Source organism: Marinomonas rhodophyticola, from assembly GCF_026113935.1.
Lineage (GTDB): Bacteria > Pseudomonadota > Gammaproteobacteria > Pseudomonadales > Marinomonadaceae > Marinomonas > Marinomonas rhodophyticola.
This window is the reverse complement of the sequence record NZ_JAPEUL010000011.1, coordinates 444,036-458,646: the sequence shown is the minus strand read 5'-3', so window position 1 is coordinate 458,646 and position 14,611 is coordinate 444,036. Positions and strand designations below refer to the sequence as shown.

Below are 14,611 nucleotides of genomic sequence, written 5' to 3'. Positions count from 1 at the left end.
TCTCACATGGGATCTCCCACACTACCATCGGCGATGGCGCTTTTCACTTCTGAGTTCGGGATGGGATCAGGTGGTTCAACGCCTCTATGATCGTCAAGCAATTCGTTTTGCGTTTTGTTCTGGCTGGGCGTCTTTGTGGTCTCACCAAAACACGCGAATACGTGCTTGGATCTTTAACAATTCATTTTGAAATAGTGATAACCAAGTATCAAACCGATGCTCATCATTGCTGATGCTTTATCGTAATCTGTGTCTGTGATTGTAGCGTTTCCGCTTTAAAAACCACTTTGGTGTTATATGGTCAAGCCTCACGAGCAATTAGTATTGGTTAGCTCAATGCCTCACAGCACTTACACACCCAACCTATCAACGTCCTAGTCTCGAACGGCTCTTTAGGGAACTTATGTTCCAGTGAGATCTTATCTTAAGGGAGGCTTCCCGCTTAGATGCTTTCAGCGGTTATCCCGTCCGAACATAGCTACCCGGCAATGCCACTGGCGTGACAACCGGAACACCAGAGGTTCGTCCACTCCGGTCCTCTCGTACTAGGAGCAGCTCCTCTCAAATCTCAAACGTCCACGGCAGATAGGGACCGAACTGTCTCACGACGTTCTAAACCCAGCTCGCGTACCACTTTAAATGGCGAACAGCCATACCCTTGGGACCGGCTTCAGCCCCAGGATGTGATGAGCCGACATCGAGGTGCCAAACACCGCCGTCGATGTGAACTCTTGGGCGGTATCAGCCTGTTATCCCCGGAGTACCTTTTATCCGTTGAGCGATGGCCCTTCCATACAGAACCACCGGATCACTAAGACCTACTTTCGTACCTGCTCGACGTGTCTGTCTCGCAGTTAAGCGTGCTTTTGCCTTTACACTCTATGCATGATTTCCGACCATGCTGAGCACACCTTCGTGCTCCTCCGTTACTCTTTGGGAGGAGACCGCCCCAGTCAAACTACCCACCACACAGTGTCCTCGATCCGGATTACGGACCTGAGTTAGAACCTCAAACATACCAGGGTGGTATTTCAAGAGTGGCTCCACGGTAACTGGCGTCACCGCTTCAAAGCCTCCCACCTATCCTACACAAGTAGGTTCAAAGTTCACTGTGAAGCTATAGTAAAGGTTCACGGGGTCTTTCCGTCTAGCCGCGGATACACAGCATCTTCACTGCGATTTCAATTTCACTGAGTCTCGGGTGGAGACAGTGTGGCCATCGTTACGCCATTCGTGCAGGTCGGAACTTACCCGACAAGGAATTTCGCTACCTTAGGACCGTTATAGTTACGGCCGCCGTTTACTTGGGCTTCGATCAAGAGCTTCGCTTGCGCTAACCCCATCAATTAACCTTCAAGCACCGGGCAGGCGTCACACCCTATACGTCCACTTTCGTGTTTGCAGAGTGCTGTGTTTTTAATAAACAGTCGCAGCCACCTGGTATCTTCGACCGACTAGTGCTTACGGAGCAAGTCCTTCACACCGGCCGGCGTACCTTCTCCCGAAGTTACGGTACCATTTTGCCTAGTTCCTTCACCCGAGTTCTCTCAAGCGCCTTGGTATTCTCTACCTGACCACCTGTGTCGGTTTGGGGTACGGTTCCTGCATATCTGAAGCTTAGAAGTTTTTCCTGGAAGCATGGCATCAACCACTTCGCCCAAAAGAGGCTTCGTCATCAGTTCTCGGTCTTAAAAGGCACCGGATTTGCCTAAGCCCTAAACCTACCGCCTTAAACACAGACAACCATCGCTGTGCTGGCCTAGCCTTCTCCGTCTCTCCATCGCAATATGCACGAGTACAGGAATATTAACCTGTTTCCCATCGACTACGCATTTCTGCCTCGCCTTAGGGGCCGACTCACCCTGCCCTGATTAACATGGGACAGGAAACCTTGGTCTTCCGGCGGGGGAGTTTTTCACTCCCCTTATCGTTACTCATGTCAACATTCGCACTTCTGATACCTCCAGCCTGCCTTACAGCTTGACCTTCAACGGCTTACAGAACGCTCCTCTACCATGCCTAGTAAACTAAGCATCCGTAGCTTCGGTGTACAGTTTTAGCCCCGTTATATCTTCCGCGCAGGCCGACTCGACTAGTGAGCTATTACGCTTTCTTTAAAGGATGGCTGCTTCTAAGCCAACCTCCTAGCTGTCTAAGCCTTCCCACATCGTTTCCCACTTAACTGTAACTTTGGGACCTTAGCTGACGGTCTGGGTTGTTTCCCTTTCCACGACGGACGTTAGCACCCGCCGTGTGTCTCCCGTAATTGCACTCATTGGTATTCGGAGTTTGCATGGGGTTGGTAAGTCGGGATGACCCCCTAGCCCAAACAGTGCTCTACCCCCAATGGTGAGATACGAGGCGCTACCTAAATAGCTTTCGAGGAGAACCAGCTATCTCCGAGCTTGATTAGCCTTTCACTCCTATCCACAAGTCATCCCCAGCCTTTTCAACGGATGTGGGTTCGGTCCTCCAGTTGATGTTACTCAACCTTCAACCTGCTCATGGATAGATCGCCCGGTTTCGGGTCTATTCCCAGCAACTAAACGCCCTATTAAGACTCGGTTTCCCTACGGCTCCACTACATGTTTAACCTTGCTACTGAAAATAAGTCGTTGACCCATTATACAAAAGGTACGCAGTCACGGAACAAGTCCGCTCCCACTGCTTGTACGTACACGGTTTCAGGATCTATTTCACTCCCCTCACAGGGGTTCTTTTCGCCTTTCCCTCACGGTACTGGTTCACTATCGGTCAGTCAGGAGTATTTAGCCTTGGAGGATGGTCCCCCCATATTCAGACAGGATAACACGTGTCCCGTCCTACTCGTTTTCATGATTAAGGTGTTTTCGTATACGGGGCTATCACCCTCTATCGCGGCACTTTCCAGAGCCTTCTACTAACACCAAAACCACTTAAGGGCTAATCCCCTTTCGCTCGCCGCTACTTAGGGAATCTCGGTTGATTTCTTTTCCTAAGGGTACTTAGATGTTTCAGTTCCCCTCGTTCGCCTCCTCACAGCTATGTATTCACTGTGGGATACTCTACAAGTAGAGTGGGTTCCCCCATTCGGACATGTTCGGATCAAAGCCTGTTTATCGACTCCCCGAACCTTTTCGCAGATTACCACGTCCTTCATCGCCTCTGACTGCCAAGGCATCCACCGTGCACGCTTGGTCACTTGACCATATAACCCAAAATAGTTTCGGATCACATACCAAAGGGCTTTTGTACCCCTCTGGATTTACGATTTAGAAAGTCATCTAGGTTAAAGATGCTTTCCACCGGTTTGACGCTTGATTATCGTCTATTTCAAAATTCGAATTGTTAAAGAGCAAGTTTAGTGCAAAGCACTAAGTCAGAGACTAAAAATCACCCAACACACGAATGCATAAGATGTTTAGCGTCTTGCTTAGAACTCTCTTCTAATCTTTTACACAGAATGATCCGTAAATGGTGGAGCTATGCGGGATCGAACCGCAGACCTCCTGCGTGCAAAGCAGGCGCTCTCCCAGCTGAGCTATAGCCCCATTTTTCTCTAGATCGTATTTGCTAATTGGAATAAACATCTCCAATTAAATACCAGAATTTCAAGAACAAGACTTTTAAGGTCGACGTTTAATTCGCTAAACGAGATCTTAAATAACGAAGTTATTGGAATTCTGGTGGGTCTGGGCCGATTTGAACGGCCGACCTCACCCTTATCAGGGGTGCGCTCTAACCAACTGAGCTACAGACCCAAATACAATATAATTTGCTGTTTGTTTTAGTTCGGTCGACCTCACCCTACTCTTTACCAAAATAATGGGGTACGCTCTAACCAACAGAACAACAGATTAAAACACTTCTGTGCTTCTCATAAATTAGACATCAGATAATTTGTGTGAACGCTCACCAGAGGTTTCTATCGTTTAAGGAGGTGATCCAGCCCCAGGTTCCCCTAGGGCTACCTTGTTACGACTTCACCCCAGTCATTGACCACTCCGTGGTAAGCGTCCTCCTTACGGTTAGACTACCTACTTCTGGAGCAATCAACTCCCATGGTGTGACGGGCGGTGTGTACAAGGCCCGGGAACGTATTCACCGTGACATTCTGATTCACGATTACTAGCGATTCCGACTTCATGGAGTCGAGTTGCAGACTCCAATCCGGACTACGACGTACTTTCTGGGATTCGCTTACTCTCGCAAGTTCGCAGCCCTCTGTATACGCCATTGTAGCACGTGTGTAGCCCTACTCGTAAGGGCCATGATGACTTGACGTCGTCCCCACCTTCCTCCGGTTTGTCACCGGCAGTCTCCTTAAAGTTCTCGGCATTACCCGCTAGCAAGTAAGGATAAGGGTTGCGCTCGTTACGGGACTTAACCCAACATTTCACAACACGAGCTGACGACAGCCATGCAGCACCTGTCTCAGAGCTCCCGAAGGCACAAACACATCTCTGCGTTCTTCTCTGGATGTCAAGAGTAGGTAAGGTTCTTCGCGTTGCGTCGAATTAAACCACATGCTCCACCGCTTGTGCGGACTCCCCGTCAATTCATTTGAGTTTTAACCTTGCGGCCGTACTCCCCAGGCGGTCTACTTATTGCGTTAGCTGCGCCACTAAGTCATTACAACCCAACGGCTAGTAGACATCGTTTACGGCGTGGACTACCAGGGTATCTAATCCTGTTTGCTCCCCACGCTTTCGCACCTCAGTGTCAGTATTAGTCCAGGGTGTCGCCTTCGCCACTGATGTTCCTTCCTATATCTACGCATTTCACCGCTACACAGGAAATTCCACACCCCTCTACCATACTCTAGCCTGCCAGTATCGGGTGCCATTCCAAGGTTGAGTCCTGGGATTTCACATCCGACTTAACAAACCACCTACGCGCGCTTTACGCCCAGTAATTCCGATTAACGCTTGCACCCTCTGTATTACCGCGGCTGCTGGCACAGAGTTAGCCGGTGCTTCTTCTGGGGCTAACGTCAAGATAATTGGGTATTAACCAATCACCCTTCCTCACCCCTGAAAGTGCTTTACAACCCTAAGGCCTTCTTCACACACGCGGCATGGCTGGATCAGGCTTGCGCCCATTGTCCAATATTCCCCACTGCTGCCTCCCGTAGGAGTCTGGGCCGTGTCTCAGTCCCAGTGTGACTGGTCATCCTCTCAGACCAGTTAGAGATCGTCGCCTTGGTAGGCCTTTACCCTACCAACTAGCTAATCTCACGCAGGCTCATCTAATAGCGGAAGGCTCCGAAAAGTCCCCTCCTTTCCCCCTCAGGGCGTATGCGGTATTAGCATGCGTTTCCACATGTTGTCCCCCTCTACTAGGTAGATTCCTACGCGTTACTCACCCGTCCGCCGCTCGTCACCCAAGAAACAAGTTTCTCCGTGCTACCGCTCGACTTGCATGTGTTAAGCCTGCCGCCAGCGTTCAATCTGAGCCATGATCAAACTCTTCAGTTAAAAAGTTTGCTTACTCAAAATCTATTACACTAACAATAACTTAATCATTTCATCATCCCGAAGAACAACGAAACAACATAAAGCGAATTGACGTGTTAGACGTTTCGCAAGACTTCAATTTTTTTGACCATCTCGAATCAGTTAAAAACCAATCCGGACAATCTTCTGAAGCCTCCAGCGAGCGCCCACACAAATTATCTGATTATCTATTTTAAAGAGCGTCTGATACTTCGTTCAACTTACTTACCTTAGTAAGTGCAAACTCTTGTTTGCGTCGTTGTCCGTGTCAGTGGGTGCGTATAATACATCCCTAAATTTTCTGCGCAAGTACTTTTTTTAGATTTTCTTAAAAAAATGCTTATATATAGGTAGCGTAGGTATTTTAGATATTAACAAAGGAATTAATAATAAAGAAAAATAGACAGCTAGCGAAATATCATCTTTAACCTGCCACCATAAATGAGCAAGTATCGCTATAGCGGCTAAATACATGAAGCGGTGTAACGGCTTCCACCTCTTCCCTAGCTTGCGCATCATAAATTTTGTACTTGTTACTGTTAAAATCACTATGATAACAAGAGCTAAAACACCAGCATAAATGTAGGGTTTTTCAATAAGATCTGAAGCAATCCAAGTCCAGCTTAACCCAGCAAATAAAATTAAATAGATAATAAAATGGAGCAACGAATAGAAAAAAGCCGTTAGACCGATGAAACGACGGTAGCGATTAACAAACTTCAAGCCCCCTATTTTTCCAATCAATGTCATGGCCATGACCGCGACCACAAATATGGATGCCCAAATACCGCTCAATCTCATCAGTAACTTACCCGGATCGGGAAAGTACTGCCCCATTAATAAGGAAAGAAACATCCACAAAAATGGCAAAGCAAACAATATCAACACATAGGGCTTTTCCTTTCTATCCCAGAAACCAGCCATATTAATAAAACCTTTTCAAATCCATACCCGCATAAAGAGATGCCACTTCCTCTTCATAGCCATTGAACATTTTTGTTTCAATAACATTTGGAAAAAGCACGCCACCAGGCAAACGCCTTTCTTGCTGTTGCGACCAACGGGGATGGTCAACGCTGGGATTCACATTAGCATAGAAACCATATTCATTAGGCGCCAACATATTCCAAGTCGTCTCAGGCATTGTTTCTACAAAACGAACTTTCACAATCGATTTGATACTCTTAAAGCCATATTTCCAAGGTAAAACCAATCTAACAGGTGCACCATTTTGATTTGGCAAAATACTTCCGTACATACCAACAGCAAGAAAAGCCAAAGAATTCATCGCCTCATCAATACGCAACCCTTCTCGGTAAGGCCAATCCAGTCCGCTCCCTAATTGACCGGGCATCTGCTTAGGATCGTATAAGGTTTCAAAGTAAACATATTTAGCTTTTGACGTTGGCTCAAAACGCTTAAGGACCGTAGCAAGAGAAACGCCGACCCAAGGAATAACCATTGACCATGCTTCCACGCAACGAAGTCGATAGATTCGTTCCTCCAACATGGAATCTTTGATAATACTATCTAGATCAAATACCCCTGTTTTGGCCGCCTCACCTTCAACAGTAATGGTCCACGGCGTGGTTTTAAACTGAGATGCGCGATCTTTAGGATCACTTTTACCATAACCAAATTCATAAAAGTTATTGTATGAAGTGGCAACATCATAAGGAGAGAGTTTGTCATCTTTGCCAAAAGGCGTTTCGGCTATATTATCAAAGGAGGATTTGAGAGAAGGCGGAGGTAACAAAGGGTTCCCCTCTTGTAAGGCCGCTGACACTTGGCCAACAGCCCCCACCCCAAGCGCTAAACTTGCAGTGGTTTTCATAAATTGACGGCGATTCAGATAAATGGATTTATCAGTCACTTCTGACTCAGAGCAATCAGACGCTTTTTTATTCAAAATCAGCATAGCATGTCCCCTTATGTTATTAAAATTATTGACAAGGGAGCACGCTACTAGTTCAAAAAAAGCACCCGCAATAAAGCAGAATGCTTTTTTATATCACAATCCTCTAGCGCAATCGCTTAAACACAATACCAAGCGGTCCCCACACCCCATATAAACAAAACACACTCATCAACACAAAAGCGGGCTGTAAAGCCACAAAAACCAAAATCAAAACAGCAATTAACAAAACCACAAATGGAACACGCCCTTTCAAATCCAAATCTTTGAAACTGCGATATTTCACATTACTAACCATTAGCAGGCCTGTAATAGGAACAAGCAAAGCCATGAGTGTCGCCATACTTTCGCCTGAGATACCATTATCATTCGCAGCCCAAATAACACCCGCCACAATGGCTGCCGCTGCGGGACTAGGAAGCCCAGTAAAATAACGTTTTTCTTCAACCCCAATCATAGTGTTAAAACGAGCCAAACGCAGTGCTGCACCAACTGCATAAATAAACGCAGCAATCCAACCAATTTTACCAAGTGGTGCTAACGACCAAGTAAATACAATTAATGCAGGTGCGATCCCAAAAGACACCATATCCGCTAAAGAATCATATTCCGCACCAAAGGCACTTTGCGTATGAGTCAAGCGAGCCACACGACCATCTAAGCCGTCAAAAATCATAGAAATAAAAATGGCCACTGCTGCATGGGAGTAATTCCCATTCATAGCCGCGATAATAGAGTAAAACCCTGAAAAAAGTGCCGCCGTAGTAAACAAATTTGGTAATAAATACACCCCTTTGTGGGGCTGTTTTTTGTCATCACCAACGTCAATATCTTCAATTTCATCAACTGGTGATTTTTTGATATCATCAATGGACATGCTGTAAACCTTCCTTCCACAAATTATTTATACAAGCTTAGCAAAAGAACGCTTAGCGGCTTCTATTGTGTAATCAATATCTTCTTCAGTGTGCGCCTGAGAAATAAAACCCGCTTCAAACGCAGCTGGGGCAAAATACACACCCTCTTCTAACATATGGTGAAAAAAGGCCTTGAAACGCGGCAAATCACAACGCTGAACCTCGCTGAAACTGGTCACTGCTGTCGACTCTGTAAAGAAAAAGCCGAACATCCCCCCCACACTCACAACACAGAAAGGCACACCAGTATCGTCCGCTGCCTTTTTTAGTCCCGCCACAAGACGAGCAGCTTTAGAACCTAAAGTTTGATGAAAACCTTCTTCACTAATTTTGTTCAAAACAGCCAAGCCCGCCACCATAGCAACAGGGTTACCAGACAAGGTACCAGCTTGATAAACGGGACCTAACGGTGATATACATTCCATGATGGCGCGTTTACCACCAAACGCACCAACCGGCATGCCAGCGCCAATCACTTTACCTAGTGTTGTCAGATCAGGAACAATACCAAAATGATCCTGTGCACCACCAAGGGCAACGCGGAACCCAGTCATCACTTCATCAAAGATCAACACAGCGCCTGATTCATCACACACTTGGCGCAAGGTTTCAAGGAATCCTTTAACTGGCAGAATGCAATTCATGTTGCCAGCAACAGGTTCGACAATGATACAAGCAATTTGATCCCCGATTTCTGCAAAACAACGAGTCACTTCTTCAATATCATTGTATTGCAGTGTAATAGTATGTTTGGCCAAATCTGCAGGCACACCAGGAGAATTCGGAACGCCAAGCGTTAATGCACCAGATCCAGCTTTTACTAATAAAGAATCTGAGTGACCATGATAACAACCTTCAAACTTAACAATTTTATCGCGTCCGGTATAACCACGAGCCAATCGGATCGCACTCATGGTGGCTTCAGTACCCGAGTTCACCATGCGTACCATATCCATAGAAGGGACAAGTTCACAAACCTTTTCGGCCATGGTGATTTCAACTTCTGTTGGCGCTCCAAAACTTAAACCAAAATCTAGCTGTTTTCTAACTGCGTCTAACACATCAGGGTGAGAATGACCTAAAATCATTGGCCCCCAAGATCCAACATAATCTATATAGCGTTTTTTGTCTTCATCATAGACATAAGCGCCTTCCCCACGCTGGAAAAAAATAGGCGTACCACCTACACCATTAAAAGCTCGCACTGGGGAATTGACACCACCAGGAATACGGTGTTGGGCGCGTGCATATAGATCTTCTGAGCGACTCATATTTTCAAATCCTATAACCAATAATTTAATACATCTAGTAAGCGAGCAATCTAAAATAAAAGCATTAGACTAACGTTAACGAGGTAATTTTTTAATCACTTTTTAACAAAAATTGATCAAGCCGGTGTCTTGCAACCAGACTAAAAGAAGACATAGACAAGGACACCAACACTTCAGACAGCCCTGTTTTTTGAAACCAACTCAACATTGCCTCCAATGAGGGAGGCTCATCTATTAAAGGAATACAAGTAGATTCTAAAGCCAATGATAAGTTCATCGACACCTTTTCATCCTGAAAAACTAACCACGATTGAGGTCCAGAGTCTAACGTTTGTAATGCGTCTAACAAAGCGACGCGACGGACAAGCCGCCACTGACCACCAGCTTCAAATACAGCGTAGTCTACCATACTTGATGCCAAATCCTTTACTTGCTCAAGAGGAACACTGGCAGGTAATACCAAAACGTCTTCAGCCACTGGCTTAACGGTGTGATGACGTAAATAGCGTTGAAAGGGACTAATATTAGAAGACATCCCCATGTAACTTAGACGCTCAGCAAAAACTGACTCTTGGTGAAAGAATACACGCATTAATAAGCAGGCTAACACAATCACAAATAAAGCCGGAACAATTGCCTCAGAGGAGTGAGTCATTTCAATAATAGCGACCAATGCCGTCAGCGGAGCTTGAAAACAAGCGGCCATCATTGCAGCCATTCCAAGCAAGGCAAACAAAGCGATATCAACCGCCCCATGATCAAACATTAAAGCAACTTGAGCACCAGCCAGCCCCCCAATAATAAAGGTTGGACCTATCATACCACCCGGTATTCCCAACCCAATGGTCAATGCCGTTAATAGGGTTTTCACAACTATTAACAGGAGCAGAGAATAAACCAACAAATCACCCGATATTGAATGACTCAGCGAGCTGTAGCCACTGCCCAGTGCTTCTGGCAAATAAACCGCCGCAAAAGACGTCGCAATAGCCACGATAAAAAAGCGCAACCAGACAGAAAAACCACTCAGGTGCCACAAGACTTTTTGCGCATGGAGAAATAAAGCCGACAACAGCACGATAAAGACAACCAAAATAAAACATGCCACAAAAAGATCGGCCGAAAATACAACTGACGAAATATCCCCAATACTGAATATATTCAAAGGCCCAATAACATAATGACTAATCAGAGTCGCAACCACAGAAGACAGCAAAACTGGCAATACATAACGCTGACGATATTCCAAAAAAATCACTTCAAAAGCAAACAACACACCAGCCAAGGGTGTTTGAAATATGGCCGAGATGGCACCAGCAACACCACAAGCCAACAGCGTCTCAACCCCATATTGGGGAAGCTTAGCCTTTGCTGCTAGAAAGCCTCCCATGGTTGCGCCCAAATGTACCGCAGGTCCCTCTTTACCAATAGAAAGTCCTCCTATTAAGGCAATGACTGCAGAAAAAAACTGCACAACACCATTCCCAATAGGCAAATTACCACCATGATAATTCAGTCTTTCGATAACATAAGGTACGCCAACCTTGTGATAACGAGCGGGAAGGAGTGTCAAGAGGCTCGCTAGGGCAGTACAAGAAATGATGACTAAAGCAATCCGCCACTCTACAGGTAAAATCTCAAATGCATCAAAATCTGCCCCCAAAAAATAGCGAGTAGGCAAATAAATGACAGCATAGAAAAAGACCATCACTAAGCCACTGAATAATCCACATAATGCACCTAGGAGCGACAATGTCAGTAAATCATCGTAAGATCTCGCTTTAATAGACCATTTTTCTTTAAGCTTCCAAGCTATCAGATCGACACCTCATTTTTATACAGAAAGACAATTAAACACCTTCACCATCGATCTACACGCTTTGCTAAGCACATGTGCGTTACAATTTTATGTAGATTTGGCCAACTGTCCATTTCACTTCGAATGGCATGCAAGCGCGCCATAGAACTGGCCTGAACCAAGAGCAATAAATCCAAATCACCACTAATAGAATGAGCAAGCTTTACTTCAGGTATGGCATTAATCAAGGGCTGAACAAGATCACAAGAGAGCGGTCTAAAAGTAAGCGCTAAATAGGCCGTCACGCCATCTTCTTTTGAAACAGAGGTATGCGCGTGGTATCCAGTGATAGTACGATTTTCTTCCATACGGCGAATTCGCTCGGTAACAGCGGAGCGGGACAAATTTACCTGTCGACTTATATCTGAAACAGACAGTCGGGCATCCCCCACGAGCAAAGCCAATATTTTCTGATCATAGTGATCCGCCACTCAGTATTCCTCTCTTGTGATGTGCCACTCAAACTGACCGTTTTTCCGGCAAAATGCGCCCTAATAGGGTCAACTTGTATAGCGTATTATTCATCCGGCTATTTTATCCTTAGCGACAATAAAAAACAGCCACTGAATTTAACAAGTACAGGCAAACAAATGACTCAATACAAAAAAACTCTCGGCCCACTACAAGGCATAGCGATGACTGTCACCACTTTCATAGGTACTGGACTGATGATTTTACCCGCCATGTCTGTTGCACAGGCTGGTTCCTTTGCGTTTTATGCTTGGCTTATTACCGCTGGCATGATCATCCCCATCGCCTTTATATTTGCGCTACTTGGTGCAAAATACCCTTCTGCTGGCGGTGCATCTCATTACATAGGTCGAGCATTTGGCTCAAAATACGAGAAAGCTGTCGGCTGGTTATTCCTCAGCATTTTATTCGTCGGCCCAGCCGTAGCGATTAAAGTCGCTGCCGCATACCTGACCATCATATTTAAAACATCGGATCAATGGATTCTATTTTTTAGCCTACTAACACTTGCTGGTATGCTTTTCTTCGCTGTTGTGGGAATGCAAACATCAGCACGTTTTCAAACGGGTATCGTGATTGTCATGATAGCTTCTATTCTATGGCTTTGCTTCATTGGCAACATCCAAGACAGTCGTCAAGTCATTGAAACACCTTCTACACCATCTCAGTGGCAACAGACCCTGTACGCCACAGGGGTAATTTTTTGGTGCTTCTTAGGAATAGAAGTGATGGCCCATATGGGTGCCGAGTTCAAAAATCCAACACGCGACTTTCCGATTGCCTTGCTAGGTGGCATTACTATCGTTATTTTAGCTTATCTAAGCTTGGTACTCTTGATCGCTTGGCACCATACTTATGGAGACGAAGTCACTAATAGCCAATCACTGGCATTGTTAGTCAGCAAACTCATGGGCGAAACCAGCAGTCGATTCTTTGCTGTTGGCGCTTATATTATTGCTTTTGCCAACGTCGCTATTTATATTTTAGGCTTCTCCCGTATGGTGCAATCCATGGCACTACAAGGCGCATTACCTAAACTATTTATGAGCCTTAATAGAAACGGCGCACCGGAAAAGGCGGTTTTTCTTGTTGGCGTAATCACCCTATCTTCTATTCTGTTTTCAGAGCTTTCAGGCTGGAAGATGTCATGGTTCATTGAAATGACAAACGGCAGCTTTTTACTCATTTACGCTCTGACCTGCATTGCAGCATTTAAGTTGGTAAATCGTGCCACACAACTATTGGCCCTTATAGCCTTAATAAGCTGCGGCTTTATGGTCTTATTCATCGGACAAAGCATGCTCTTTGCTGTTATCGCTTTTTGTTTAGCGCTCAGCTACGAATATTTAAGGTCGCCAAAAAGCCCAATCAAAGATTCGAAACTTCATGTACAATAATGATCATTGATATCACCATTTATAAAACAACGATGATTTCGTTGAGTTCAGTAGGAGAGATTTTATGCCATTATTAGACAGCTTCCGTGTTGACCACACTCGTATGGACGCACCTGCAGTACGTGTTGCCAAATCCATGTCAACACCTAAAGGCGATGACATCACCGTATTTGATTTACGCTTCTGCGTGCCAAATGAAGAGATCCTTTCTGAGAAAGGCATTCACACATTGGAGCATTTGTTTGCAGGCTTCATGCGTGATCACTTAAACAGCGACAGTGTTGAAATTATCGACATTTCACCAATGGGATGTCGAACTGGTTTCTACATGAGCTTAATCGGCACACCGTCAGAAGATGTTGTCGCCGCTTCCTGGAAAGCCGCCATGGAAGACGTATTAAAGGTAAAATCCAAAGCAGATATTCCTGAACTGAACGAGTATCAGTGTGGTACCTATGAAATGCATTCACTAGAAGAAGCGCAAGACATTGCGAAAATGATTCTAAGCCGTGACGTGAAAGTAAACAGCAACGAAGAACTGTACCTAAGTGAAGAGTTCTTAAAAGCACACAGCTAAGAAAAATTATTTAAGCTAGAGCGCAAAAAGGTGACCAAGTGTCACCTTTTTATTTAATTTCAACACTTCACACTTATTTAGGAACGTGTTGCGGTTGCTAAAAACGCACTCGCTAAAACAAACACACTGCCCATACCGCGGTTGAGGTTTTTCATGCCTTTAGGACTGCGAATCAAACGACGAATTTGCTTACCACTCATCGCGTAAACATACGCGGCAATAAACTCAGTGAAGCAAAAGGTTAATCCCATCCAAAAAAACTGCATAGGTACTGGCTGACTAAGATCAAGTAGCTGCGGAAAAATAGCAGTAAATAGCAATACGGCTTTAGGATTGCCAATCGCCACTAAAAACTCTTGACGCATTCGCGCTATATGGCCACGTTTTGCCTTGGTCCCCAACTCGCTTTCATGTTCTTCAAGTACAATTGCCGCACTACGCCATGTTTTAATGCCTATATAAAACAAATAAGCAACACCAAACCATTTAATAACACTAAACCAGAAAATGGATGAGACAATAATAGCCCCCAAACCCAGTGCTGAAATTAACATCAAGATGCTAAAAGCAAGATTTCGACCTACCACAGCAATTACCGCGTTTGTCGCACCAACCTGAATCCCATTGTGCATCGCAGTAAAATTATTTGGGCCTGGCCCCAAAGACAACAACATTAGCAACGGCGCCGTTGCCAACCAAACACTAAATGTCATAGCACTTGTTTCTCTCAA

9 protein-coding genes, 2 tRNA genes and 3 rRNA genes are annotated in these 14,611 nt (G+C 45.2%); 2 read left to right on the top strand and 12 right to left on the bottom strand.

The annotated features are described in order from the left end of the window. The 11 genes from rrf to ONZ52_RS21845 all read right to left on the bottom strand — a co-directional run. Positions 1-98, bottom strand: a 5S ribosomal RNA gene (gene rrf, locus ONZ52_RS21895); the annotation flags it as partial. 199 nt (positions 99-297) lie between these two features. Then, a 23S ribosomal RNA gene (locus ONZ52_RS21890) occupies positions 298-3,187 on the bottom strand. 267 nt (positions 3,188-3,454) lie between these two features. Continuing rightward, a tRNA-Ala gene (locus ONZ52_RS21885) sits at positions 3,455-3,530 on the bottom strand. 133 nt (positions 3,531-3,663) lie between these two features. Then, positions 3,664-3,740 (bottom strand) — tRNA-Ile (locus tag ONZ52_RS21880). Positions 3,741-3,912: 172 nt separating this feature from the next. After that, positions 3,913-5,456: ribosomal RNA gene (locus ONZ52_RS21875) — 16S ribosomal RNA — on the bottom strand. Between the two features lie 336 nt (positions 5,457-5,792). Next, positions 5,793-6,398 carry a protein-methionine-sulfoxide reductase heme-binding subunit MsrQ gene (locus tag ONZ52_RS21870; RefSeq protein ID WP_265220735.1) on the bottom strand — a complete coding sequence of 202 codons (606 nt, stop codon included), beginning with the start codon at positions 6,396-6,398 and terminating at the stop codon, positions 5,793-5,795. Position 6,399: 1 nt separating this feature from the next. Continuing rightward, a complete protein-coding gene (gene msrP / locus ONZ52_RS21865) occupies positions 6,400-7,392 on the bottom strand; it encodes a protein-methionine-sulfoxide reductase catalytic subunit MsrP (protein ID WP_265220734.1) in 993 nt (330 codons plus the stop codon). A gap of 103 nt (positions 7,393-7,495) precedes the next feature. Then, on the bottom strand, positions 7,496-8,266 hold the full coding sequence (gene pssA / locus ONZ52_RS21860) for a CDP-diacylglycerol--serine O-phosphatidyltransferase (RefSeq protein WP_265220733.1): 771 nt from the start codon (positions 8,264-8,266) through the stop codon (positions 7,496-7,498). A gap of 27 nt (positions 8,267-8,293) precedes the next feature. Beyond that, positions 8,294-9,577, bottom strand: a complete 1,284-nt coding sequence (gene hemL, locus ONZ52_RS21855) for a glutamate-1-semialdehyde 2,1-aminomutase (RefSeq protein ID WP_265220732.1) — start codon at positions 9,575-9,577, stop codon at positions 8,294-8,296. Positions 9,578-9,668: 91 nt separating this feature from the next. Continuing rightward, the gene (locus ONZ52_RS21850; protein ID WP_265220731.1) at positions 9,669-11,330 is read right to left on the bottom strand and encodes a chloride channel protein; all 1,662 of its coding nucleotides are present in this window, start codon (positions 11,328-11,330) and stop codon (positions 9,669-9,671) included. A gap of 107 nt (positions 11,331-11,437) precedes the next feature. Next, on the bottom strand, positions 11,438-11,866 hold the full coding sequence (locus ONZ52_RS21845; protein ID WP_265220730.1) for an Lrp/AsnC family transcriptional regulator: 429 nt from the start codon (positions 11,864-11,866) through the stop codon (positions 11,438-11,440). Between the two features lie 159 nt (positions 11,867-12,025). Between ONZ52_RS21845 and yjeH the strand changes: the two genes are divergently transcribed. Next, on the top strand, positions 12,026-13,303 hold the full coding sequence (yjeH, locus tag ONZ52_RS21840) for an L-methionine/branched-chain amino acid transporter (protein WP_265220729.1): 1,278 nt from the start codon (positions 12,026-12,028) through the stop codon (positions 13,301-13,303). Between the two features lie 64 nt (positions 13,304-13,367). After that, complete coding sequence (luxS, locus tag ONZ52_RS21835) at positions 13,368-13,880, top strand: S-ribosylhomocysteine lyase (RefSeq protein ID WP_265220728.1); 513 nt, start codon at positions 13,368-13,370, stop codon at positions 13,878-13,880. A gap of 77 nt (positions 13,881-13,957) precedes the next feature. Here luxS and ONZ52_RS21830 read toward each other — a convergent pair whose 3' ends face one another. Continuing rightward, complete coding sequence (locus tag ONZ52_RS21830) at positions 13,958-14,593, bottom strand: LysE family translocator (protein ID WP_265220727.1); 636 nt, start codon at positions 14,591-14,593, stop codon at positions 13,958-13,960. Positions 14,594-14,611 lie beyond the last annotated feature (18 nt).